Source organism: Hydrocarboniphaga daqingensis (assembly GCF_900129825.1).
Classification (GTDB): Bacteria; Pseudomonadota; Gammaproteobacteria; order Nevskiales; family Nevskiaceae; genus Hydrocarboniphaga; species Hydrocarboniphaga daqingensis.
In genome coordinates this window covers 293,393-317,115 of record NZ_FQWZ01000004.1, presented here as the reverse complement: position 1 = coordinate 317,115, position 23,723 = coordinate 293,393, and the positions used below count along the sequence as shown (strand labels likewise).

Annotated in this window: 18 protein-coding genes and 3 tRNA genes; 15 read left to right on the top strand and 6 right to left on the bottom strand. The window is 64.3% G+C overall.

The window, feature by feature from the left end; all coding sequences use genetic code 11:
* Positions 1-65 precede the first annotated feature (65 nt).
* A protein-coding gene (gene prfB, locus BUB09_RS09980) for a peptide chain release factor 2 (RefSeq protein WP_217650281.1) occupies positions 66-1,161 on the bottom strand; the annotation gives its coding sequence in 2 pieces (ribosomal slippage) (positions 66-1,088 and positions 1,090-1,161; 1,095 coding nt in all).
* A 195-nt stretch (positions 1,162-1,356) separates the two neighbouring features.
* Between prfB and BUB09_RS09975 the strand changes: the two genes are divergently transcribed.
* The 3 genes from BUB09_RS09975 (at position 1,357) to BUB09_RS09965 (ending at position 4,451) form a co-directional block, all read left to right on the top strand.
* Complete coding sequence (locus BUB09_RS09975; RefSeq protein WP_072897170.1) at positions 1,357-2,559, top strand: OmpA family protein; 1,203 nt, start codon at positions 1,357-1,359, stop codon at positions 2,557-2,559.
* 86 nt (positions 2,560-2,645) lie between these two features.
* A tRNA-Pro gene (locus BUB09_RS09970) sits at positions 2,646-2,722 on the top strand.
* A gap of 181 nt (positions 2,723-2,903) precedes the next feature.
* On the top strand, positions 2,904-4,451 hold the full coding sequence (locus tag BUB09_RS09965) for an alkaline phosphatase family protein (RefSeq protein ID WP_072897168.1): 1,548 nt from the start codon (positions 2,904-2,906) through the stop codon (positions 4,449-4,451).
* Positions 4,452-4,472: 21 nt separating this feature from the next.
* Here the strand turns inward: BUB09_RS09965 and BUB09_RS09960 are convergent, their stop codons facing one another.
* Complete coding sequence (locus BUB09_RS09960) at positions 4,473-5,018, bottom strand: hemerythrin domain-containing protein (protein ID WP_072897166.1); 546 nt, start codon at positions 5,016-5,018, stop codon at positions 4,473-4,475.
* Between the two features lie 207 nt (positions 5,019-5,225).
* On the opposite strand from BUB09_RS09960, the gene BUB09_RS09955 reads away from it, so the two are divergent.
* The 11 genes from BUB09_RS09955 to BUB09_RS09905 all read left to right on the top strand — a co-directional run bounded on the left by BUB09_RS09955 (position 5,226) and on the right by BUB09_RS09905 (position 16,215).
* Positions 5,226-5,450, top strand: coding sequence for a hypothetical protein (locus tag BUB09_RS09955; protein WP_072897164.1), 225 nt, complete (start codon positions 5,226-5,228; stop codon positions 5,448-5,450).
* Positions 5,451-5,471: 21 nt separating this feature from the next.
* Positions 5,472-6,449 carry a DUF6976 family protein gene (locus BUB09_RS09950; protein WP_072897162.1) on the top strand — a complete coding sequence of 326 codons (978 nt, stop codon included), beginning with the start codon at positions 5,472-5,474 and terminating at the stop codon, positions 6,447-6,449.
* A gap of 264 nt (positions 6,450-6,713) precedes the next feature.
* Complete coding sequence (locus tag BUB09_RS09945) at positions 6,714-9,149, top strand: TonB-dependent receptor (protein WP_072897160.1); 2,436 nt, start codon at positions 6,714-6,716, stop codon at positions 9,147-9,149.
* A 193-nt stretch (positions 9,150-9,342) separates the two neighbouring features.
* Positions 9,343-10,716: an alginate export family protein gene (locus BUB09_RS09940; protein WP_175550164.1), complete on the top strand. Its 1,374-nt coding sequence runs from the start codon at positions 9,343-9,345 to the stop codon at positions 10,714-10,716.
* Between the two features lie 133 nt (positions 10,717-10,849).
* A complete protein-coding gene (locus BUB09_RS09935) occupies positions 10,850-13,180 on the top strand; it encodes a Tex family protein (protein WP_072897156.1) in 2,331 nt (776 codons plus the stop codon).
* 44 nt (positions 13,181-13,224) lie between these two features.
* The gene (locus BUB09_RS09930; protein WP_139250232.1) at positions 13,225-13,755 is read left to right on the top strand and encodes a hypothetical protein; all 531 of its coding nucleotides are present in this window, start codon (positions 13,225-13,227) and stop codon (positions 13,753-13,755) included.
* 52 nt (positions 13,756-13,807) lie between these two features.
* The gene (locus BUB09_RS09925) at positions 13,808-14,119 is read left to right on the top strand and encodes an EthD family reductase (RefSeq protein ID WP_072897152.1); all 312 of its coding nucleotides are present in this window, start codon (positions 13,808-13,810) and stop codon (positions 14,117-14,119) included.
* Between the two features lie 153 nt (positions 14,120-14,272).
* Positions 14,273-14,348 (top strand) — tRNA-His (locus BUB09_RS09920).
* 26 nt (positions 14,349-14,374) lie between these two features.
* Positions 14,375-14,449, top strand: a tRNA-Lys gene (locus tag BUB09_RS09915).
* Between the two features lie 86 nt (positions 14,450-14,535).
* Positions 14,536-15,384, top strand: coding sequence for a bifunctional methylenetetrahydrofolate dehydrogenase/methenyltetrahydrofolate cyclohydrolase FolD (gene folD, locus BUB09_RS09910; protein ID WP_072897150.1), 849 nt, complete (start codon positions 14,536-14,538; stop codon positions 15,382-15,384).
* 90 nt (positions 15,385-15,474) lie between these two features.
* The gene (locus BUB09_RS09905; RefSeq protein WP_072897149.1) at positions 15,475-16,215 is read left to right on the top strand and encodes a polysaccharide deacetylase family protein; all 741 of its coding nucleotides are present in this window, start codon (positions 15,475-15,477) and stop codon (positions 16,213-16,215) included.
* A 41-nt stretch (positions 16,216-16,256) separates the two neighbouring features.
* Here BUB09_RS09905 and BUB09_RS09900 read toward each other — a convergent pair whose 3' ends face one another.
* Genes BUB09_RS09900 through BUB09_RS09890 form a run of 3 tightly spaced genes read right to left on the bottom strand, consistent with a single transcriptional unit; the run spans position 16,257 to position 20,144 of the window.
* Positions 16,257-18,281, bottom strand: coding sequence for a glycosyltransferase (locus BUB09_RS09900; RefSeq protein WP_072897147.1), 2,025 nt, complete (start codon positions 18,279-18,281; stop codon positions 16,257-16,259).
* A gap of 2 nt (positions 18,282-18,283) precedes the next feature.
* The gene (locus BUB09_RS09895; protein WP_072897146.1) at positions 18,284-19,483 is read right to left on the bottom strand and encodes an HlyD family secretion protein; all 1,200 of its coding nucleotides are present in this window, start codon (positions 19,481-19,483) and stop codon (positions 18,284-18,286) included.
* Between the two features lie 40 nt (positions 19,484-19,523).
* Complete coding sequence (locus BUB09_RS09890; RefSeq protein ID WP_072897144.1) at positions 19,524-20,144, bottom strand: D-sedoheptulose 7-phosphate isomerase; 621 nt, start codon at positions 20,142-20,144, stop codon at positions 19,524-19,526.
* Between the two features lie 157 nt (positions 20,145-20,301).
* Here BUB09_RS09890 and clpB point away from each other — a divergent pair, with 157 nt between their 5' ends.
* A complete protein-coding gene (gene clpB / locus BUB09_RS09885) occupies positions 20,302-22,896 on the top strand; it encodes an ATP-dependent chaperone ClpB (protein ID WP_072897142.1) in 2,595 nt (864 codons plus the stop codon).
* An 84-nt stretch (positions 22,897-22,980) separates the two neighbouring features.
* On the opposite strand, the gene folE is transcribed toward clpB, so the two are convergent.
* Entirely contained in the window at positions 22,981-23,619 is a 639-nt protein-coding gene (gene folE / locus BUB09_RS09880) for a GTP cyclohydrolase I FolE (RefSeq protein WP_084083325.1), read from the bottom strand.
* Between the last annotated feature and the right edge of the window lie 104 nt (positions 23,620-23,723).

Here is a 23,723-nt window from a genome sequence, read left to right as displayed (position 1 = left end):
AAACCCTGCTCGTATCTCAGAGGCCCTCACCCCTGCCCCTCTCCCGGTGGGAGAGGGGTTCCACATCAGAGGCCCTGCTTCAAGCTCGCTTCGATGTACGGATCGAGATGGCCGTCGAGCACCTTCTGCGTGTCGGCGATTTCCACGCCGGTGCGCAGGTCCTTGATCCGCGACTGGTCGAGCACGTAGGACCGGATCTGGCTGCCCCACTCGATATCGGCCTTGGCATCCTCGACCTTCTGCGCGGCCGCGTTGCGCTTCTGCAGTTCCTGCTCGTAGAGCTTGGCGCGCAGCATCTTCATCGCCTTGTCGCGGTTGGCGTGCTGGCTGCGCTGCGTCTGGCAGGCGACGACGATGCCGCTGGGCACGTGCTTGATCCGGATCGCCGACTCGGTCTTGTTGACGTGCTGGCCACCGGCACCGGAGCTGCGGAACGTATCCACTTCGAGGTCGGCCGGATTGATGTCGATCTGGATGTTGTCGTCGACTTCGGGCGACACGAACACGCCAGCGAAGCTGGTGTGACGACGATTGCCCGAGTCGAACGGCGACTTGCGCACCAGGCGATGGACGCCGGTCTCGGTGCGCAGCCAGCCGTAGGCATACGGACCTTCGACGCTGATGCTGGCGCCCTTGATGCCCGCCACTTCGCCGTCGGAGCGCTCCAGCAACTCGACCTTGAAGCCCTTGCCTTCGGCCCAGCGCATGTACATGCGCAGCAGCATCTCGGCCCAGTCCTGCGCCTCGGTACCGCCGGAGCCGGCCTGTACGTCGAGATAGGCGTTACTCCCGTCCTGCTCGCCAGAGAACATGCGCCGGAACTCCATCTGTTCGGCAATCGCGACGTAGCTGAGCACGTCGCGTTCGACGCCGGCATACAAGCTGGCGTCGTTCTCCATTTCGGCAAGCTCGAGCAGTTCCTCGGCGTCTGCCAGGCCGCGCGTGACCTTGTCGATCGGCTCGATCACATCGGCGAGCTTGGCGCGCTCGCGGCCTAGCTCCTGCGCGTAGGCCGGCTTGTTCCAGACGTCGGCACTTTCCAACTCGGCGTTGACCTCGACCAGCCGGTCCAGCTTGACGTCGTAGTCAAAGATAGCCCCGGAGCGCCGTAAAGCGCGCTCGCAGGGCCGTAATCTCACTTTTGATCTGATGGGGTTCCATTGAACCGGGCGCCACTTTGAAGGGCGCGCAGTATAGCGGCGCGCCTCCGCCACCTGCGAGGGGATCGTCTCTTTGCGTGGTTGAAGCGCCACCGGTCGCGTGCTACAAGCCGATAAAGACAGATGATCGGCCGCTCACCTCGGTCCAGATCGCTGCGAATCAACATCAATTCGACGTAAAAGGGAGAGCAACACGATGCTACGCAATTCGATGCTGGGCAGCCTGCTGGCACTGGGACTGATCGCGCCGGCCCAGGCGCAGGACGATGCACCGCCGCCGAGCTTCAGCTCGGTCAGCGAGGATGGCAGCACCAGCACCGCCAGCAGCGTGGCCAGCGATCCGATCGCGGGTCGCTTTTACCTGGCGCCGATGATGTCCTACGGCTTCGCCGACAACAGCCGCAACACCGACGACGGTTACGGCGGCACGCTGTCTCTGGGCAAGAAGTTCGGGGCAACGTTGGCCATCGAAGCGACCGGCTTCTATCACCGCTATAGCGACAACGTGCCCGGTGGCGACGAGACGATGGAGTCATTCGGCGGCGGTCTGGCCGCGCTGTTGTCGCCGCTGCCGGCGCTGCGCCAGCTGTATGCGATCGGCAGCGTGCAGTATGGCGTCACCAAGGAACTGCCCAACGCCGCCGACGACGAGTACGACTCGCTGCTGTACAGCGCCGGCCTCGGCTACCTGTTTCCGATTGCCGACAACGGCACCTCGCTGCGAATCGAAGCGCTGTATCGCTATGACGATTTCGACCGCGACGACGCCAATGGCGCCAAGCGCTTCGAGGACACCGTGGTCAATCTCGGCGTGTTGATTCCGCTCGGCGCCGCACCGCAGCCGGAAGTCAGCGCGGTCAACACGCAAGCCGAAGTGGTGCCGGTAATCGCCCCGGCCGATGGCGACGAGGACGGCGATGGCGTCGCCGACAGCCTCGACCGCTGCCCGGGCACGCCAGCCGGCACCGCCGTTGATGCCGACGGCTGCCCGCTGCCCAAGCCGGCCTGCCAGAAGCCGGAGCCCGGCCAGGCCATCACGCTCGAAGGCTGCTCAGCCGGCGACACGATCGTGCTGCAGGGCGTGACGTTCGACTTCAACCAGGCACGGCTGACGCCCAACGCCAAGGTGATCCTCGACGGCGTCGCCGACGCGCTGATCGCCAAAGCCGACATCAAGGTCGAAGTCGGCGGCCACACCGACGCTAAGGGCACCGACGACTACAACGTCAAGTTGTCGCAGCGGCGCGCCGAATCGGTCGTGCAGTACCTGGTCGGCCGCGGCGTCGATACGGCCCGGATGTCGTCGCAGGGCTATGGCGAGACGATGCCGGTTGCCGACAACGAGACCGACGAGGGTCGCGAGCTGAACCGGCGCGTCGAACTCAAGATCGTCCCGTAAGCGGTCCGCAAACGCGCTCGTGATTGACCCGGCGTGCCGGCGACGCGGATAATCCGCCGCCGGCCACGCCGGGCTTCGAATCGTGTCGGGGTATAGCGCAGTCTGGTAGCGCGCCTGCTTTGGGTGCAGGATGTCGGGAGTTCGAATCTCTCTACCCCGACCACTTTTCGACCGCTGCATCGGGCGCCGCAACGGCGCTTGCCAACCGCTGCTGTCTTTTGCATGTCACATCCGGCTGCTGCAATCGGCGTTTGTACTGCGCCTTGCCCCGCTTCGGTGAACGGCACGCCGTACCCCGTCCACCGCGACGACGGTTCACTTCTTCATCCTGCATGACTCCGACCATGACGCCTTTGTCCCGCGCTGCGGCGCTGCTGCTGTCTCTGTCCGCGGTTCTGGCCGCCTGCAGCAACGGCGACGATGCCAAAACCCAGGCTCCCCCGGCGCTCGGCGCCAACCGACTGACCGTGGTCGTTGCCGTCGTTGACAGCTTGATGCCGGACGAAATCACGGCGGCCACCCCCAACCTGCTGCAACTCAAGACCGAAGGAACGTTCTACGCCGAAAGCCGGGCTGTGTTTTCGGCCGAAACGATCCCGAATCACGTGGCGATGATGACCGGCGTGTATCCACAGCGCAGCGGCATCGCAACCAACAACTTTCTGGACTTCTACGACGCGCCGCAGCCGGTCGAGCGCGACTTGTCGCTGCCGGAAGAGCTGACCGCGAACACGTTATTTACCTGGGTCGACCGCCAGTGTCGCCGGACGGGCATCAACCCGCAGATCCGCACGGGCGCGACGCTGTCGAAGAAGTATCTGTTCGAGATCTTTCAGGGCGACGCCGCGAACGCCAACCGGCCCAACCGCAATGAGCGCGTGTTCAACGTCGCGCCCGACAACCTGTGGGACCCGACCACGAGCCCGGCCTACGTCGGACCCGGCTTCGAGTACACGCCAGACCCGCCGACCGGTCAGCAGGCGCTGGTGCAGTTGCCGGAGGCTGACCTTCTGTTCATCAATCTGGGCGACGTCGATCGCCTGGCGCATGCGTTCGGCAACATCGGCCGTCTGGCCGGACTTGCAGGCGCCGACGCGCAGATCGGTCGCTTGCGTCAGGCGCTCGAAGATCAAGGCCGCTGGCAGAACACGGTGATGATCATCGCCAGCGATCACGGCATGGACGTGGCACTGAACCCGCTGACCAATGGCATCACCACGCAACCGACGCTCGACGCGCTCGGCGCGTGTTTCGCTCCGATGCGCGCCGTGCAAAACGGCGGTAGTGACAGCTTGTACGTGCTGGATCGCAGTCTGCCGCTGGCGCAGCGCCAAGCCTCGCTGCGTGTCGCCCGCGCCTGCCTGACCGGTTCGCAGGACTGCGCTGCACTGTGCGCCGGCGCGTCGCGGCCTGCCAACGCGGATCAAATCGATGGTGCGTGGTACACCGTCGACGATGGCGCCGATCCGGCCGGCAAGATGCCGGCGTCGCTGCAGTCACAGCATCCGAATCTGGGGGACTTGGTGCTCGTGTCCAAGGAAGGCTTCAAGTTCAGCGAGCCCAATGCGCTGGGCAATCCGATCCCCGGCAACCACGGGCATCCAGCGACGTTTCACAACACGATGCTGATCAGCGGCGGCTCGCCCTGGGTCAAGAAGAACCAAGTCATTGCCGCGTCGCAGCCCAACCCCGGCCCGTTCGACCACTTGCCCGAACAGGCCGAGAACATCGACATCGCGCCGACCGTGGCCTGGTTGCTGGGGCTCAACATCAAGACCGGCGACTTTCCGGACGGCAAGGGCTTCGACGGCCGCGTGCTCAGCGAAGCCTTCACGATGTTCGACAGCCAATCTCAAGCCGCCGCGCCGACGCTGTGCGGCCGCTTCGACTGAGACGTCGGGCGCGAGCGGCGTTCAGGCCGCCGCTCGCTGCTCCAGCGGCGGTCCGGGCAGCAGTTTGGCGGTGACCTTGCCGCGCGTTACCGGTAGCTTGCTCAGCGCTGACGTCAACTCCTGCTTGAGGGTCAGCATTCGGGCACCCACGGCGCGCAAGTCAAGGTCGCTGCCGCGCAGTTTCGGGAAGTATTCTTTTTCTTCCTCCTTGACGTGGTGCTGGACATATTCCTTCAGCACCGTCACGTAAGCCTTGAACAACGCATCGCTCGGCTTCATGCCGTCGAGCCGCATCATCAGGCCCTTTAGGCTCGCGTGTTCGACGAACGCTTCGTCGACCAAGTCCTGATCGTCGCCGCGCAGCATGTCGCGGGACGCTGGGTACAGCAGCTTTTCTTCCAGCTCGGCATGGACCGTCAGTTCGCGACAGATCCGCGTCACGATTTCGGCTTGCTCGTCGGCGTGATCGGCTTCGTCGAATGCATCGAACAAGGCGTCGACGCGACGATGATCGTCAATCAGTAATTCAGTCGCGGGCGGCGGGTTGCTGCGGGTCGGCGTACTCATGGCGGGCTTCCTTGCTGGCTACAGAGTGAAACCCAGACTAATCAACGCGCCTGAACCACGCCTGTCACCCGGCGACAACCGCTCGTTGCCGATTACCTTCAGTTCGACAGGGCCTGGCCGATATCGAAGCGGGCACCGCTGATCGGTGGCCATCGAACCGCCACGAAGGCAATCCGATTCCACTCAATCAGACGAGACGATCTCAACATGATTCCCAGCAAATCCCATCCAAGCTGGGCGGCCTTGGTCAAGGGCGAGCTCAAGCCGCAGTTCAAAGTCTTCGCGGGCAACATGATGCTCAGCCAGTGCAGTCGCAAGCTCAAGCTCGACACCTCGCCCGAAGCACTTCGCGCCTGCATTGATGAAGCCCACAGCTTCTTCGTCAAGTACTCGGCCTTGTATGCCGAGGACCTGAACCGCCACTTCCGCTAGAACGGACCCTGGAGCACCGATATGTTGATGAAACCCGAAGACGTCGCCCGCCGCATCAATGCAGGTGCGACCCTGTTCCTGGCCGGGGACGAAGCCCTGCTCGCAGCCCTGCCACGCGGCAATTGGATCGGCGGCAGCAGCCCGTACTTCATGGATTCCAACGGCGGCAAGCACAGCCGCGATCTGATCTTCGTCCAAGAACAAAGCACCGCCGTCAGCGCGACGCAGATCCGCTGGTACGCTGCCGACGCACTCGCCGGCATCGCGGCCGACTCGCCCGGCAATGGCTACAGCTTGGTGATCATTCCTGCCACCAGTCCGGCCCACGTGCGCTACGCCGAAGATGCACCGGGATACAGCGGCTTGTTCATGAAGAACATCGTCGGCTGGATCGCCGGCGTTGATCTGAATGATCTGGGAAAAGTACTGCCGCGCGTCTTCGACGGAACCACAGGCGAGTCATCAAGCCAAGCCGCAGTGGTGCTGCATGCAACGCTGCCTGACAACAAGCTGGCATCGGTCGGTATCGTCAACTGCATGGAACAGGGCGACGGCGATCGACTGCAATTCGATCATGACGGCTTTTTCGTCGAGCAATGTCTCGTCAATGGCGAGCCGCACAACTTCGCGGAATACTTGGTGCAAACTCAGGCCGACACGCGGCTTCCACTGGTGGCCGACTATAACGGCGAAATGATCAACGTGAGCTTCCAGTCGGTCGAGGCCGACCACGGCAAGGTCACGCTGTATGCACCGGTATTTCGTGGCGTCGAGTATCGAATGGCACGGCCGATCGACAACTATGTCGCGCGCTTCATGTCGCAGATTCCAACGCAACTGACGCAGCCCGAGTTCTGCTGCAATTGCATCCTGAACTATCTATATTCCGAGTTGGAAGGAAAGAAGACCGGTACGCTGACAGGCCCGGTGACCTTCGGCGAGATCGCATATCAGCTGGTCAATCAGACGTTGGTCTATCTGACGATCAGCGATATCTGATCCCGTTGCGGCGAGCGCGACCTGCAAGGCGTCGCGCTCGTCGAACACGGTTGGCCTCGCACGAAATAGCATGAGCTTATTCCGGTTCGTCGATTGATTCATATGTCTTGTAGCGATCGAATCGACCCCGGCTTCTGTCTATTTGAATAGAGGCACAAGTTCTTTTCGCACGGCTTTTTAGATTTCTAGACTTCCCTCCATCGAGTGAAGGCGTCGTAACCGACGAGCCTCCACCGAGCAGCATCTACATCAACGGGGAACTCAATGAATCAGATAAAGGGCCGTGCGCCATTGCGCACGGCGTGGTCGCTTGCGCTGCTGTCACTGTGGGCGGCGCCGGGTTGGGTGCACGCGCAAGCCGAAGGATCGGCAGAAGCGGCAGCGCCGACGACGCCGGCTACAAACACCGAAGTCGCACAGGCTTCGACCGATGGAAGCGCGGCAGTTGCATCACGCAACATCGACGAAATCGTCGTCACCGCTCGTCGTCGCGAAGAAAAGCTGCAGGAAGTGCCGATCCCGGTATCGGTCGTCGACGGTGACCTGCTGGCCGACACGGGCTCATTCAACGTCAATCGGTTGAAGGAACTGGTGCCGACGGTGCAGTTCTATTCGACCAACCCACGCAACTCGGCGATCAATATCCGCGGCTTGGGTGCGCCGTTCGGCTTGACCAACGACGGCATCGAACAGGGCGTGGGTCTGTACATCGACGGTGTCTACTTTGCGCGCCCTGCCGCCGCGACGCTGGACTTCATCGACGTCTCTCAGATTGAAATCCTGCGCGGCCCGCAGGGCACGCTGTACGGCAAGAACACAACGGCTGGCGCGGTCAACGTCACCACCAAGAAGCCGAGCTTCACGCCGGGCAGTGATGTCGAGCTGACCTACGGCAACCTCGGTTTCATCCAGGCCAAGACCTCGATCACCGGGCCCATCACCGACAAGATCGCGGCGCGTCTGTCATTCGCCGGCACACAGCGTGACGGCGTGATCTACAACGTCGCCACCGAAGACGACGTCAATGATCTGAACAACCTTGGCGTCCGCGGCCAACTGCTCTACAACGTCAACGAAAACGTCGACGTGACCCTGGCTGCCGACCTGACGCGTCAACGTCCGGAAGGCTACACGCAGGTCGTCGCGGGCGTTGCACCGACGCGACGCGCTGCGAATCGGCAGTACGCGCAGATCGCCGCCGATTTGAACTACACGCCGCCGAGCTTCAATGCCTTCGATCGCTTGACCGATATCGATTCGCCATCGCGCTCGTACCAAGACCTGGGCGGCGTGTCGCTGACCGCCAACTGGAACACCAGCATCGGCACGCTGACCTCGATCAGCGCCTGGCGCTATTGGGATTGGGATCCGTCGAACGACCGTGACTTCATCGGCCTGCCGATCACCACCAAGTCGGCCGCAACCTCCGCACAGCGCCAGCTGTCGCAGGAAATCCGTCTGGCCGGCGACATCCGCGACAACCTGAACTACGTCGTCGGCGTTTACGGCTTCCGTCAGACCATCGACTCGGACCCGGTGCAGACCCAGGAGCAAGGCTCGGCCGCCGCGCGCTTCCTGCTGGCGCCGTCGGAAGATGCGCAGACGCCGGGCTTGCTCGACGGCTACGGCCAGCGCTCCTTCATTGAGTCGGCCACCGAAAGCGCGGCGATCTTCGGCCAGCTGGAATGGTCGATCACCGACAAGCTGCGCGTGCTGCCGGGATTGCGCTACAACTACGACCAGAAGGACGTCGACTATCGGAACGAAATCTACGGTGGCCTGCAGACCGACGACCCCGACCTGATCCGCTTGCAGCGCTCGATCCTAGCGCCGCAGGCCTACCAGGCTGATGTTGACGACACCAACCTGTCCGGCCAGATCACGTTGGCTTATCAGCTCAACGACAGCGTCAACACGTATGCCACTTACGCCAAGAGCTTCAAGTCGGTCGGCTTGAACACCGCCGGTGTGCCGAACAATGCTGCCGGCCAGCCGGCAACCGAAGCGGCGACGGTTGACCCTGAAGACGTGCAGCACTTCGAAGTCGGCATCAAGACCCAGCCGCTGCCGGGCGTGACCGCCAACTTCGCGGTGTTCAACACCGAGATCAAGGACTTCCAGGCGCAGGTCGTCAACGCCAGCGTCGGCGTGCTGCGCGGCTATCTGGCCAATGCCGACAAGGTGCGGGTCCGCGGTGTCGAGTTCGACGGCAATGCGCGCATCAATGAGTACTTCAGCCTGTACGCGGCCGGTGCCTACACCGACGGCGAGTACGTGTCGTTCAAGGACGCGCCGCCGCCGCTGGAACTGACCGGCGGCCCGCAGGTGGTCGACATCTCCGGCGAGCGCCTGCCCGGCATCTCCAAGTGGGCCGGTTCGGTCGGTGGCGAGTTCAAGTTCAACGGCAAGCTGCTTGGTCGCGAAGGCCAGTACTTCAGCGCGCTCGACGTCAGCTCCCGCTCGGACTTTTCGTCGAGCGCCACGCCCTCGGAGTTCCTCGACGTGCCAGGTTACACGCTGTACAACGCCCGACTCGGCTTCCGCGGCAACGAAAGCTGGGATGCGTTCTTCTGGGTCCGCAACCTGACCGACAAGGACTACTACGAACTGCTGTCGGCGGCACCGGGCGGATCGGGCCTGTTCGTCGGCCAGCCGGGCGACCCCCGCACGTTCGGCATCACGCTGCGCGCCTCGTTCTAGAACGATCCGTCGCGTGGCGTCACCACAAAGGGCCCTGCGGGGCCCTTTGTCATGGCCCCGCCGCTTCTCAGCTTATGCCGGTTGGTTATTTGGGAGGACGATCCTTGGGTCGTTATGCTTTAACGACGGGCCCACTCACCCGCCCATTCTGGAGACCGTTTTGAACCGTACTGCCCGATCGACTCGAAATCGAGTGATCGCGATCGTTCTCGCCGCTGGCGTCATCGGCTCCGCCCATAGTGCCGACGATGCGACGGCCGCCCCCTTCAAACCGATCGAATCGCGCGGCTACGGCACCCGCAACGAATCCGAGCCGCCGCGCTATGTGCGCCGCGCATCCGAAACCGGGTATGAATCGCTGAGCGATCTGGACTGGCTGCAGGTCGGCGCCGATTACCGGGCGCGCTTCGAGCTGCGCCACCATGACTACCGCAATGGCACCGACAGCGACCAACCGCTGCTGCTGCGCTCGCGGTTGTTCGTCGGCGTCGACCGGATCATCGATCCGCTGAGATTGGGCGTAGAGCTTCAGGATGCGCGCATCGTCAACAGTGATGCCCCGAATACGACGCGCGACATCGACAAGCTCGACATTCTGCAGGCCTATGCCGAGCTGTACGGTCGTGACTGGCTCGGCTCGGGTGAGCCCGTGCGGCTGCAGGTCGGACGCCTGGCTTTCGAGTATCTCGATCGGCGCCTGATCAGCCGCAACCCGTGGCGCAACACGACCAATAACTTCGAAGGCTTTCGCGCGGTTTTCGGCTCACACAACGGCATCGGCTGGCTCGATCTGCTCGCGGTCAAGCCGGTACTGCTCGACGCGGATGAGCCCGACAACGACGACAAGGGCCGCTGGTTCTACGCGGCCATCGGTTCGTACTCAGGCTGGCAGCAAGTAGTAACGCTGCAGCCGTTCGCGATGCTGCTCGAGGAGCATCGCAACGGCAGCACGCCGCTGGATCGCGACGTGTACACCTACGGCGTCCGTGGCTACGGCGTGTTTACATCAGGCTTCGACTACGACGCCACTTTTGCCGTGCAGGCAGGCCACAGTGCCGCGCTGGACACGCAAGCGCACGCCGGCGTCGTCGAAGTCGGCTACACCGATACGCGGCCGTGGAAGCCGCGTTATAGCGCATCGATCGGCTATGCCAGCGGCGATCGCGATCCCAATGACGACGAGAACAACCGCTTCAACCGGCTGTTCGGCTTCGGTCGGCCGTGGTCCGCCAACGACTATCACATCTGGGAAAACATCATCACGCCCAAGCTGCGTGTCGAAACCCGGCCCAGCCGCGACCTGCAGTGGGAAGCTGGCTACAGCGCGTTCTTCCTCGAATCGGACACCGATTCCTGGTCGGTGGCCTCGCGCCGCGATCGCACCGGGCAGAGCGGCGACTTCATCGGCCACGAAGCCGACACGCGGGTGCGTTGGCGCAGCAGCCCGTATCTCGAAATCATAGGCGGCTACACGCACTTTTTTCCGGGCGAGTTCACGCGCAACACCGGACCGGCACCAGACAGTGACTTCGTCTATCTGGAACTGAACTTCCAGCTGTTCAAGTAAACGCTGCCGTTACGCGGCGGCGACCCAGCGGCAGCTGGCGTAGCGCCTAGCAGCTTGCGGCGCGTAGAACCAGCCTTGGCGCTGCGTCGGGCGCAGGCTATCGTCGCCGCCCTCGCCTCGACCGCTGGTTCGCATGAACGCTGCTGCACACGCTGAACGCACCCGCCTGAACATCATCAAGTCGATCGCCGACGAGATCGGCGCGCAGCCGCGACAAGTGGAAGCTGCCGTCGACTTGCTCGACGAAGGCGCGACGGTCCCGTTCATCTCGCGGTATCGCAAGGAAGCCACCGGTGGCCTCGACGATACGCAGCTGCGCAAACTCGAAGAGCGCCTCGCGTATCTGCGCGAGTTGGAGGACCGTCGCGACGCGGTCATCGAGTCGATCCGCAGCCAGAACAAACTCACCGACGAGCTCGAAGCCAAGCTGCTCGCGGCCACGACCAAAGCCGAAGTCGAAGACCTGTATCTGCCGTACAAGCCCAAGCGGCGCACGCGCGGCGAGATCGCCCGTGAGCGCGGCCTGGAGCCGCTGGCCGATTTGCTGCTGGCTGACCGTCAGCAGGTGCCGGTCGAAGCGGCCGCCGCGTTCGTCGTCGGCGAGGTTGCCGATGCCAAGGCCGCACTCGAGGGCGCGCGTGACATCCTGATGGAGCGCTTCACCGAAGATGCAGCGCTGCTCGGCCGCTTGCGCCAGCACCTGCGCGAACGCGGCATGCTGCGCTCGCGCGTGTTCGACGACAAAAAAGAAGCCGGCGCGAAGTTTTCGGACTACTTCGACCACGCCGAGCCCTGGGCCAAGGTCGCCGGTCACCGTGCGCTGGCGATGATGCGTGGCCGCAATGAAGACGTGCTGATGCTGGATCTGGAGATCGACGCCGACGATCCGTCGCCGATCAAGCCGGTCGAGCAGATGATTGCCGAGACACTGTCGATCCGCGCCAACGGCGGTCCGGCCGATGCGTGGCTGCTCGATGTCGTGCGCTGGACCTGGCGCGTCAAGCTGCACACCAATTTGTCGGTCGACCTGATGATGGAACTGCGTCAGCGCGCCGAGAGCGAGGCGATCGACGTGTTCGCCCGCAACTTGAAGGACCTGCTGCTGGCGGCGCCGGCCGGCACGCGACCGACGCTGGGTCTGGATCCGGGCATCCGCACGGGCGTCAAAGTCGCCGCCGTCGATGCCACTGGCAAGCTGATCGATACGGCGGTGATCTATCCATTCCAGCCGCGCAATGACGTGCGCGGCGCGCAAGCCGAACTGGCGCGGCTGATCAAGCAGCATCGGATCGAGCTGATCGCGATCGGCAATGGCACCGCCAGCCGCGAGACCGAAAAGCTCGTCGCCGACTTGCTGCCCTTGCTGCCCGAGCCGCGGCCGCGCAGCGTCGTCGTCAGCGAAGCAGGCGCATCGGTGTATTCGGCGTCCGAAGTCGCGGCGACGGAATTCCCCACGCTGGACGTGACGCTGCGCGGCGCCGTGTCGATTGCGCGCCGCCTTCAGGACCCGCTTGCGGAGCTGGTGAAGATCACGCCCAAGTCGATCGGCGTCGGGCAGTACCAGCACGACGTCGATCAGTACCGGCTGGCGCGCTCACTCGATGCGGTCGTCGAGGACGCGGTCAATGCGGTCGGTGTCGACTTGAATACCGCATCGGCCTCGCTGCTGGCGCGCGTGTCGGGCCTGGGTCAGACGCTGGCCGAATCGATCGTTGCGTACCGCGATCAACACGGCCGCTTCCTGACACGCAAGCAGTTGCTCGACGTGTCGCGACTGGGTCCGAAGACGTTCGAACAGTGCGCCGGCTTTCTGCGGATTCGCGACGGCGCCGAGCCGCTTGATGCCTCGTCGGTCCATCCCGAGGCTTACGAGGTGGCGCGGCGCATCGTCCAGGCTTGCGGCCGCGACCTGCGCAGCCTGATGGGCGACGGTGCCGCACTCAAACAGCTCGACCCTCGCCGGTTCGTCGATGAGCGCTTCGGCTTGCCGACCGTGCGCGACATCCTCGGTGAGCTCGAAAAGCCGGGCCGCGATCCGCGCCCGGAGTTCCGCACCGCGAGCTTTGCCGAAGGCGTCAACGAAGTGGCCGACCTGAAACCCGGCATGGTGCTCGAAGGTACGGTGACCAACGTCGCCGCGTTCGGCGCCTTCGTCGACATCGGCGTGCATCAGGACGGCTTGGTGCACGTGTCGCAGCTGGCCGACCGCTTCGTCAAAGACCCGCACGAGGTCGTCAAGGCCGGCCAGATCGTCAAGGTTCGCGTCGTCGACGTCGACATCAAGCGCCAGCGGATCGCGTTGTCGATGAAGAAGGACGACGGCAGCACGGCCGGCGTTGTCGCCTCGCGCGGCGACGCCGGCCGCGCGCCCGAGCGCCGCGGCACGCGCCCGCCGGCCAAACCCGCCGCGCCGGTCGTGGGCTCGCTGGGGTCGGCACTGGCCGATGCGCTGAAACGCAAATAGAGTCCGCTGCGGGCCGGGTGACGGCCGGATCAGCGGAGGACATGATGACCATCTACAAGGCCGCCACGATGAGGGCCGCCATGCTGTTGTCGGGCGCTGCGGCTGGCTTGATGCCGGAAGCGGCCAAAGCGGCCGACGCACTGGCCGCATCCCAGCTCCAACAGTGTGCGCGCCAGGTCAGCCAGCTTCGACAGGATTCACCGGCGCTGACCGCGCAGAGCGAGGCCATCGAACGGGAGCGCGATGCGATCAACCGCCGCACGGCGGAGTTGGACGCCGAGGACGCGCGCATCGAGCGCGACAACCTCAAGGCCGGCCTCGACCTGCATCAGCGGCGCCTCGATAACCAGCAGCGCGCCAAGGCGCTCAATGCCCGGCTGGCGACCCTGGTGGCGCAGATTGATGCCTTGAACGCGCTGAAAGCCGACTACGACCAGCGCTGCTCCGATCGGCCTTACCGGCGAGCCGACTTGCTCGCGCTACCCGCCGAGCAGCAGGCGGCGATGCGCGCCGGGCTGGGAGACGTCCAAGTGCCGTACATCGACCGCTCGGGTGGTGACGCGGGCCGCCACTGACGCGCAGGCTGTCGTGCTTGCCGTTACAGCCCCCCAACGACGGAGAAAACCAATGATCAAAGTCAGCGTGCTCTACCCGGCCGGCGCCAGTAGCCGGTTCGACATGGATTACTACCTCGCCACGCACATCCCGCTGGTCGGTCAGCGCCTCGGTGCGGCGATGAAGAAGGCCGAGATCGACCAAGGCCTGGCCGGCGGCGCACCCGGCGCGCCGGCACCGTTCATGGCCGCGGCGCATATGTACTTCGACTCGGTCGAGGCGTTCCAGGGCGCATTCGGCCCGCATGCCGCGGAAATCATGGGCGATCTGCCCAACTTCACGAATGCGCAACCGGTGCTGCAGATCAGCCAGATCCGGCAGTAGCCCGGTCATCGAGCGGAGTCGGGGGCTGGTTGCCGGCGCGGTTATCGGCCCGGCTCCGGCTCGCTGCTGCGGGCCGCATCGAGCCGATTTGGGCAGAACGCAAAAAAACCTTTCCCATCCGCGATGTTTTGGCTATGATGCGCGCCCTCAACGGTGGCCGTAGCTCAGTTGGTAGAGTCCCAGATTGTGATTCTGGTTGTCGCGGGTTCGAGCCCCGTCGGTCACCCCAATCGAGGTCGAGGGGCATCAAGCAAGGGGTTGCTAGCTCAATGGTAGAGCAGCTGACTCTTAATCAGTAGGTTCGGGGTTCGAGTCCCTGGCAACCCACCACTTGCTTTGCCATGATGAGCCGGCTCTGCCGGCTTTTTTCATTTTGATCGCTTGTTCACTCCCTGCATCGCACTGCCCGAGGTTCAATGAGCGCCCAACTCATCGACGGCAAGTCGATCGCCGAATCCCTGCAGAGCGAGATCGCGGCCAAGGTCGAGGCCCGCGTCGCTGCTGGCCATCGCGCGCCGGCTCTGGCGACGCTGCTGGTCGGTGACGATCCCGCCTCCCACGTCTACGTGCGCAACAAGCGCAATGCCTGCGTCCGCACCGGCATCCGCTCGGTGCCGCTGCAGTTCGGCGCCGACATCAGCCAGCAGCAGTTGCTGGCCGAGATCGACCGCCTCAACGCCGACCCGGACATCGACGGCATTCTGGTGCAGCTGCCGCTGCCGGCGCAGATCGACACCACCACCGTGATCGAGCGCATCCGGCCCGACAAGGACGTCGACGGCTTTCATCCTTACAACCTGGGGCGCCTGGCACAGCGGCTGCCGGTGCTGCGCCCGTGCACGCCTTATGGCGTCATCGAGATGCTCAAGCGCAGCGGCGAGTCGTTCTACGGCCGCCGCGCCGTTGTCGTCGGTGCCAGCAACCACGTCGGACGCCCGATGGCGCTCGAACTGCTACTGGCAGGCGCGACGGCGACGATCTGTCACCGCTTCACGCGCGATCTGGCCGACGAAGTCGCCCGCGCCGAAATCGTCGTCGCGGCCGTCGGCAAGCCTGGTTTCATCCGCGGCCACTGGATCGCACCGGGCGCCACCGTGATCGACATCGGCATCAATCGCCTCGACAACGGCAGCTTGTGTGGCGATGTCGAGTTCGACGTGGCGCGCGAGCGCGCCGCCTGGATCACGCCGGTCCCCGGCGGCGTCGGACCGATGACGGTCTCGATGTTGATGCAGAACACGTTGACGGCTGCCGCCACCCGCTAGCAACTGCGACGGCCGCACTGCGGCACGGATGGCGTTCGCCGATTAGACTGCACAAGCGTTCACTTCGCAGCGCGCTAATGGATTTACCGCGTGTCAGATCAGCTTCAGGACCCCACATGGGAAGGGTCCCCAATTCCCGGTGCTCCGCATCGGCCCGGCATCTGCTTGAGCTTCGACGACGACCACGTCGACAGCTGGTGGCAATACCGCAGCCTGCTCGACGAGTTCGGCGTCAAGGCAACGTTTTTTGTCCGCGGCCTGGACCGAATGCATTCGGCCGAGCGTGACCTACTGTTGCAGTTGGCGCGCGACGGCCACGAGCTGGGCTCGCATGGCTATCGACATCGCAGCGTGACCCGGCACTACAACGCCGACCCCGCCCGCATCGACGAGTATCTCGCGCAGGAAGTGATTCCGGCGGCACGTGCGCTGCGTGAAGTCGGACTGCAGGCCGGCAGCTATGCGTTTCCGTACGGGCACCGCAGCGGCGAGTATGACGCTGCCGTGCTGCAGCACTTCTCGCACTTGCGCAGCATCGGCTACCGGCGTCGCTACCTGCCGCCGCACCGGCTGCGGACGATCTACCACCGTATCGGCAGCGGCGAGCCGCTACACCATGCACTCGGCCTGGACAATGCATACGCCAATGATGGGTTCCTGCACGCAACGATGCGCAAGGCGCAGTCGCAGGGCCTGGTGCTGTCGCTGTTCGCGCATCGCATCGCCGAATCCGACGAGGATTACGTGATCCGCCCGACCAAGCTGCGTGCCGCGCTGCAACTGGCTGCCTCGCTGCACCTGCCGTCGTACACGGTCAGCCAGCTGATTTGAAGCGCCGCCGCGCGGCGCACCGCCAGGTCGCGTGGACGAGATCAGTCCGCCGACGGTTTGAACAGGCGGCGGAACATCGTGCCGAGCAGCCCGAGCGTGTCGTTGTCGTGCCGCAGACGTCCGTCGCCGGCCCCATAAATACGCCGGACCAGATTCTGCTGCTGGTCCAGGTCGAGATCGACAAAGCGACAGCCAAGCACGCTGCGGCCGTCGACGACGCCGGCGCGGACGCGCAGCACACGGTAGCTCTCATGCGCAGCAAACCGCAGCGTAACGGGCGCCGTACTACTGCCGCTGTCGGGTAGCGCGATGTCCAGCGCCAGGCTGCAGCCGCCCAACGACAGGTCGCGCACTGCCACCGGCAAGGACGAGGAGCCCAGCACCAAATGCGCACGCTGATCGCCGGAATCGAAACGCTCTTGCGTCCGCTGCCGCGGCAGTTCGACGCAAGCCGCGGCGGTCATGCTCAGCACCAACACGTTGACGACGATCCAGAACAGGTTGACCAGTCGCGGCGCCGAGTCGAGCTCAGGCTGCACCTGCGGCATCAGCGCCAGCACCAGGCCCAGCAGATTCAGCGCCAGGAAGATCAGCACCGGCGTCAGCGCGCGCCAGTCGATCGTGATTTCGGTGCCGGTCAATCCTTTCGGCGTCACCGCGAACTTATGCTTCTTGTTCGATAACAGACCGGTAAATGTGGCGTGGATCGCGGCCGGCGCAATCAGCAACTGGGTGACGTCGTTGAGCACCGGCTGCAGCGACCCACGGGTGATCCAGGTCATGGCCGTCATGTGCAGCACAAGCCAAGGCAGCAGATAGACCATCATGCTCGGCATATCCGCCTGGATCACCAGCAGGCCGGTCAGCCAGTAGAACACCGGCGCCGCCATGAACAGGTAGCGCGTTGGGAACGACAGCGCCCAGTACATGAACGTGTCGAGCAGATGCACGCGGTCCATCAAGCGCAGACGATGCCGGCGCGACAACGGGTTGTAATGATCGCGAATGATCTGCATCAGGCCCAAGCACCAGCGGTGCCGCTGGACGATGTATTCGCCCAAGCCCTCGGGCGCCAGGCCGGTCGTCAGAGGCTCGTTGAGATACAGCGTCTCGTAGCCGGCCTCGCGCATCCGCATCGACATCAACATGTCTTCGGTGACGCTGTCCATCGGAAAGCCACCGATCGCATCGACTGCCGCCGTGCGGATCACCGACGAAGTACCGCAGCAGAACGCGGTGCCCCAACCGTCTCGGCCCGGCAGCAACTCGTCGAAAAAGAAGCGCTGCTCATCCGGCGCCATGCCCGACAGCGCCAGATTCATCTGGATCGGGTCGGGATTGAAGAAGTGCTGCGGCGTCTGGACGATGCCGGCATTATCGTTGAGCAGATGCAGCGCCAGACAGCGGCGGATGAAGCCCGGCGTGGCGACGAAATCAGCGTCGAGCACGCCCAAAAAATCCGGCTCAAACCCGGTCGCACGAATCGACGCCAGACCCGCGTTCATGTTGCCGGCTTTGGCGCCGGCATTGCCGACGCGCGTGGCATAGGAGACACCGGCAGCAGCGCAGTAGTCGCGCAACCAGTCGCGTTTGCCGTCGTCCAGGACCCAAACCTGCACATCGGGATAGTCCTGCACCAAGGCGCCGAGGATCGTCCGCTCGAGCACGACCAGCGGCTCGTTGTAGGTCGGTATCAGCAAGGCCACCTTGTACGCGGGTCGCGCCTTCAGCAGCGGCAGGCCTCGCTCGACTTCGGGCGTGCGGTTGGTGTGGCGCGATAGCGTGACGTAGGTGATCAAGGTCATCGCTACGCTGGCGAGTTCGAACAACAGAAACAGATAGGGCCAAAGACCGACGAACGACCATTCGAACGGAGGCAGGGTCTGGGTCAGCCGCCAGATCAGGTAGCGGGCCAGCAACACGGCCAGCAGGCCGAAGATCCACGGCCGCAGCTTGCGGTTCTCGTCACGGATGCGCGGCACCCAACGCGATTGACGCAAGCCGAACAAGGTCAGCAGCAGACCGATGACGAAGATCACCGGTGCCAGCACGCTGATCACGTCCACGATCAGCCGCCCTGGTTGCGAGGACCGCCGCGACGGAAATCGAGCTTGGCTTGCGCGCCGATCCGGCAGCCGAGCCGCGCGGCTTGATCGGGCCGCACGACGACACCGTAGCCGTCGGCACTCGAAGCACGGCCGAATGGGATCGCCATGCCTTGCACATTTTCAATCGTCGGGCCGGTCAGCGTGATCACCTTGCCGCTGAGTTCGATCCGCTCGCCGGTCTCGATGCGGACACTGGCGTCGACGGCTTGACCGACGAACACGCGCTGGAAGTCGCGACGGGTCAGCGTCGCGGTCAGAACGACTTCGGAACACAGCGCCACGGCGCCCAGCGCGCCGCCCGCTGCGATGAAGCTGTTGTCCGGCGTGCGCCGCCAGACCACGCCGTCGGACACCGTGATGCGCGCGTCGCGCTTTCGCTGCAAGGCATCACGACTGGATCGCTGACTCGCACGCAGCGTGTCGCGCAAGGCCGTCAGGCTTTGCCGGCGCGCCTTCTCGGTCGCCAGCAGCAGCGCCAGTTCCTGGGCACGCTGATCCGAGTACGTGCGGTCGGGCAGACCGTCGCTGATCTGCACGCCCTTGCCCAGCGCCTCGCGCGAGATGATCAGGCTCTGCACCTCGGCCTGCTGTGCGGCGAGGTCATTGCGCGCCGCCGTTACCCGAGTCTGCGCGATGATCATGTCGCGCACCGCCAGCGCACGCTCCGGCAGTTGCTGCAGCCGTGTCAGATCGTCGGTGGCCTGATCGAGCGCGGCGCGGCGCGCTTCGGCCAAGGCCTGGGCTTGCGCGATGCGCTGATCCAGAAAGCCGGTTTTGGCGCGGCCGAAATCCTGGGCGTAACGACGGAACTCGCGCTGCGACCGATCCAGCGCGTCGATCTTCAACTCCGCGTTGGCGAGATCCGCTTCGGTTTCGGCGAGCTTGTTGTCGATGTCGACGCTCGGAGCCTGATCGGCACGATCGTCTTCGACGCGCAGTTCGTATCCGGCTGGAACACGGCTACCGAGCGCCGGCAAGGCCACGGCCACTCGACCCGGGATCGGTGACGCCACGGTGGCCAGCGCCGCATTGACGTAGGCTTCGGTCGCCGTCGTCCGCCAGATGTTCTGGGCAAACGCGAACATCGCCAGCAACAGCAGGCCGATGCCACCGATCAGCTTGGGATTCAGGCGCAGTCGATCCCGCAACTGCGCCATCATGGAGTGCGCCGCATGGCGTGGCAGCAGCGAATGACCGGGCTCAGGCGGTCGGTTCCGGCTGGTGCTCGGCGGCAAACAATGCCGACTCGATCATCGCGCACAAGATGTGCACGATCAGGCCGTGCCCTTCCTGGATCCGCGGCGTGTGCGTCGACGGCATCGCCAGCACGTGATCGGCCAGTTCGTGGATGCGACCACCCTGCCCGCACAGCGCAACGCAGATCACGCCCTGGCTGCGCGCTTGCTCCATCGCCTTGAGCACGTTGCGCGAGTTGCCCGAGGTGCTCAAACCGACGAACACGTCGCCGGGACGCGCCAAGGCTTCGACCTGTCGCGAAAACAGCCGCTCGTAGCCGTAGTCGTTGCCGATCGCGGTCAGCGCCGAGGTGTCGGTGGTCAATGCGATCGCCGGCAAGCCCGGCCGGTCGAACTCGAAGCGGGCGACGAGTTCGGCCGAGAAATGCTGGGCATCGGCCGCGCTTCCGCCGTTGCCGGCGATCAGCAGCTTGTTGCCGGCGCGGTAGGCATCGACGCAGACCTGCGCCACGGTCGCGGTCGCCGACAACAACGCGCGGTCGGCGAGCATGCGCTGCTTGAACGCGGCCGAGTCGGCAACCAGCGCGGCGACGGTGGCATCGGTGATCGGCAGCGGCAGGCTCATCGTCGAAGGCGTCCTCGGCTTATGCCATGGATTGATCGGGGTCAACACGCAGTATACGGACGCGCCTCAGGCTGCACGCGGCTTGACGCTCGGCTTGAAAGGCCCCTCGCCGCGCCCACATACAGTGCAACTTGAAACATTCACGAGGACCGTGCTCATGCGCATGGACAAGCTGACCAACCGCTTCCAGCAAGCCTTGCAGGACGCACAGAGCCTGGCCGTCGGCCGGGATCATACCGCGATCGAACCGCTGCATCTGATGGCGGCGCTGCTCGATCAGGACGATTCCGGAACGGCGGCCTTGCTGCAGACGGCCGGTGTCGACGTGCCGGCGCTGCGCCGCCGCATCGCCTTGGCGATCGACGCGCTGCCGACGCTGAGCCAAGCCACCGGCGAGATCACCGTCGGGCCTGAACTGGCGCGACTGCTGAATCTGACCGACAAGCTGGCGCAGCAACGCAAAGACCCTTTCATCGCCAGCGAGCTGTTTCTGCTGGCCGCACTCGACGACAAGCTGGCGCTGGGCCGCGCGCTACGCGAGTCCGGCGCACGCAAGGACAGCCTAACCGCCGCGATCGACAAGCTGCGCGGTGGCGAACGCGTCGACTCGGCCAACGCCGAAGAGAACCGCAACTCGCTCGACAAGTACACGATCGATCTGACCGCGCGTGCACGCGACGGCAAGCTCGACCCGGTGATCGGCCGTGACGAGGAAATTCGCCGCGTGATCCAAGTGCTGAGCCGACGCACCAAGAACAATCCGACGCTGATCGGCGAACCCGGCGTGGGCAAGACCGCAATCGTCGAAGGCTTGGCACAGCGCATCATCAATGGCGAAGTGCCCGAGTCGCTGAAAGGCCGCCGCCTGCTGAGCCTGGACCTGGGCAGCTTGATCGCCGGTGCCAAGTTCCGCGGCGAGTTCGAGGAGCGCCTGAAGAGCGTGCTCGGCGATCTGGCCAAGACCGAAGGTAACGTGATCCTGTTCATCGACGAGATACATACGCTGGTCGGTGCCGGCAAGGCCGATGGCGCGATGGACGCCGGCAACATGCTCAAGCCGGCACTGGCGCGCGGCGAACTGCATTGCATCGGCGCCACCACGCTCGATGAATATCGCAAATACATCGAAAAAGACGCAGCGCTGGAACGGCGCTTCCAGAAGGTGCTGGTCGGCGAACCCAGCGTCGAAGACAGCATCGCCATCCTGCGCGGCTTGAAGGAACGCTACGAAGTCCATCACGGCGTCGACATCAGCGACGGCGCACTGATCGCGGCTGCCAAGCTCAGCCATCGCTACATCACAGACCGCAATCTGCCCGACAAGGCAATCGACTTGGTCGACGAAGCCGCGTCGCGAATCCGCATCGAGATCGATTCCAAGCCCGAAGCGCTCGACCGCCTGTACCGCCGGCTGATCCAGCTGAAGATCGAGCGCGAGGCGCTGAAGAAAGAAAAAGACGACGGCGCGCGCCGATCGCTGGCCGCTCTGGAAGAAGAGATCGCGCGCCAGGAGCGCGAATACAGCGACCTGGAAGAAACCTGGAAAGCCGAAAAGGCCAGCGTCACCGGGTCCGCCGGACTGCGCGAAGAACTGGAGCGACTCAAGCTCGAAGCCGACACCTCGCGTCGCAACGGCGATCTGGCGCGTGCGGCCGAGTTGCAGTACGGCCGCATTCCCGAGCTGGAAAAGCGTATTGCATCGAGTGCCGAGCCGGCACGGCAGCAGAAGTTCAAACTGCTGCGCAACAGCGTCACCGAGGAAGAAATCGGTGAAGTCGTGTCGCGCTGGACCGGCATCCCGGTATCGAAGCTGCTCGAAGGCGAGCGCGACAAGCTGCTACGGATGGAGCAGGCGCTGCACCAGCGCGTCGTCGGCCAGGACGAGGCCGTGACCGCCGTCAGCAACGCGATCCGTCGCTCGCGCGCTGGCCTGGCGGACCCGAACCGTCCGATCGGCTCGTTCCTGTTTCTGGGCCCGACCGGTGTCGGCAAGACCGAGTTGTGCAAGGCGCTGGCGAATTTCTTGTTCGACACGGAAGAGTCGATGGTGCGCATCGACATGAGCGAATACGGCGAGCGGCACAGCGTGGCACGCTTGATCGGCGCGCCGCCGGGCTATGTCGGCTATGAGGAAGGCGGCCAGCTGACCGAAGCGGTGCGGCGCCGGCCTTACTCGGTGATCCTGCTCGACGAAACCGAAAAGGCGCACCCGGAGGTGTTCAACATCCTGCTCCAGGTGCTCGACGACGGACGCCTGACCGACGGCCAGGGCCGCACGGTCGACTTCCGCAACGCCGTGATCGTGATGACCAGCAATCTCGGCTCGCAACTGATTCAGGACATGATGAGCACCGAGTCCGGCAGCAAGGACTACGCGGCGATCCGCGAGGCGGTGATGACCGTGGTCGGCCAGCATTTCCGCCCCGAATTCATCAACCGCATCGATGAAGCGGTCGTGTTCCATCCGCTGGGCTCGGCGCAGATCCGGTCGATCGCGCGCGTGCAGTCTCAGCATGTGGTCAAGCGGCTGGCCGAGCGCGGCATCGAGTTGGTGTTCAGCGACAACTCGCTCGACCGCCTTGCCGAGGCCGGTTACGACCCGATCTATGGCGCGCGGCCTCTGAAGCGCGCGATTCAAACCATGGTCGAAAACCCGCTCGCGCGACACATTCTGAACGGCGAGTTCGCCAACGGTGACCACGTCGAGGTCACCGTGCGTGACGGCAACCTGGAGTTTGCCAAAGCAGCCTGAGCCCGGGCGCGGCACTGGCCGACGCCTACCCAACAAAAAAGCCGCTGGCTCGCGCCAGCGGCTTTTTATCGGCGGTGAAGCCGCTCAGATCACGTTCGGCAGAAAGCGCAGGAACTGCATGCGCGCATTCTCGTTCTCGCGGAACTGGCCCAGCATCGTGTTGGTGACCATCGAGCTGTTCTGCTTCTCGACGCCGCGCATCAGCATGCACATGTGACGGGCTTCGACGACGACGGCCACACCCTTGGCGCCAGTGACTTCCTGCACGCAGCGGGCAACCTGCTCGGTCAGGTTCTCCTGAATCTGCAGGCGGCGCGCAAAGACATCGACGATGCGCGGGATCTTCGACAAGCCGATCACCTTGCCGGCCGGCAGATAGGCCACGTGCACCTTGCCGTAGAACGGCAGGATGTGGTGCTCGCAAAGCGAGTAGAACTCGATGTCGCGAACGATGACCATGTCGCGGTTGGCGGACTCGAACACCGCGCCGTTGAGCAGGGCCTGGATGTCCTGCGTGTAGCCCTGGGTCAGGAATTCGAACGCTTTGGCGGCGCGCTGCGGCGTGCCGACCAAGCCTTCGCGGTTGACGTCCTCGCCGACGCCGCGCAGCAGGTCACGGTAAAGCGGGGCGAGGTGATGCTCGCCACGGCTCAGCGAAATGCCGGCTGCCGGCTCGAACTCGTCGTCAACGGTGCCAGCAGAGAGGGGCGCAAAGTCATCCATCGCCTTGATTCCTGGTTTCGGGTTTAAGAGCTGCACATCCTACACCTACTTTCCATTCAAAACCTATACACTTCGATTACATTTTATTTCGCCTCGCTTTTGTA

Bases quoted from the DNA above. Each gene is read 5' to 3' on its own strand.
- BUB09_RS09960 (WP_072897166.1), bottom strand. From the start codon at position 5,018: ATGAGTACGCCGACCCGCAGCAACCCGCCGCCCGCGACTGAATTACTG.
- BUB09_RS09950 (WP_072897162.1), top strand. From the start codon at position 5,472: ATGTTGATGAAACCCGAAGACGTCGCCCGCCGCATCAATGCAGGTGCG.
- BUB09_RS09975 (WP_072897170.1), top strand. From the start codon at position 1,357: ATGCTACGCAATTCGATGCTGGGCAGCCTGCTGGCACTGGGACTGATC.
- BUB09_RS09925 (WP_072897152.1), top strand. From the start codon at position 13,808: ATGATCAAAGTCAGCGTGCTCTACCCGGCCGGCGCCAGTAGCCGGTTC.
- BUB09_RS09890 (WP_072897144.1), bottom strand. From the start codon at position 20,144: ATGAGCCTGCCGCTGCCGATCACCGATGCCACCGTCGCCGCGCTGGTT.
- folD (WP_072897150.1), top strand. From the start codon at position 14,536: ATGAGCGCCCAACTCATCGACGGCAAGTCGATCGCCGAATCCCTGCAG.
- BUB09_RS09955 (WP_072897164.1), top strand. From the start codon at position 5,226: ATGATTCCCAGCAAATCCCATCCAAGCTGGGCGGCCTTGGTCAAGGGC.
- BUB09_RS09935 (WP_072897156.1), top strand. From the start codon at position 10,850: ATGAACGCTGCTGCACACGCTGAACGCACCCGCCTGAACATCATCAAG.
- BUB09_RS09895 (WP_072897146.1), bottom strand. From the start codon at position 19,483: ATGATGGCGCAGTTGCGGGATCGACTGCGCCTGAATCCCAAGCTGATC.
- BUB09_RS09945 (WP_072897160.1), top strand. From the start codon at position 6,714: ATGAATCAGATAAAGGGCCGTGCGCCATTGCGCACGGCGTGGTCGCTT.
- BUB09_RS09965 (WP_072897168.1), top strand. From the start codon at position 2,904: ATGACGCCTTTGTCCCGCGCTGCGGCGCTGCTGCTGTCTCTGTCCGCG.
- folE (WP_084083325.1), bottom strand. From the start codon at position 23,619: ATGGATGACTTTGCGCCCCTCTCTGCTGGCACCGTTGACGACGAGTTC.
- clpB (WP_072897142.1), top strand. From the start codon at position 20,302: ATGCGCATGGACAAGCTGACCAACCGCTTCCAGCAAGCCTTGCAGGAC.
- BUB09_RS09930 (WP_139250232.1), top strand. From the start codon at position 13,225: ATGACCATCTACAAGGCCGCCACGATGAGGGCCGCCATGCTGTTGTCG.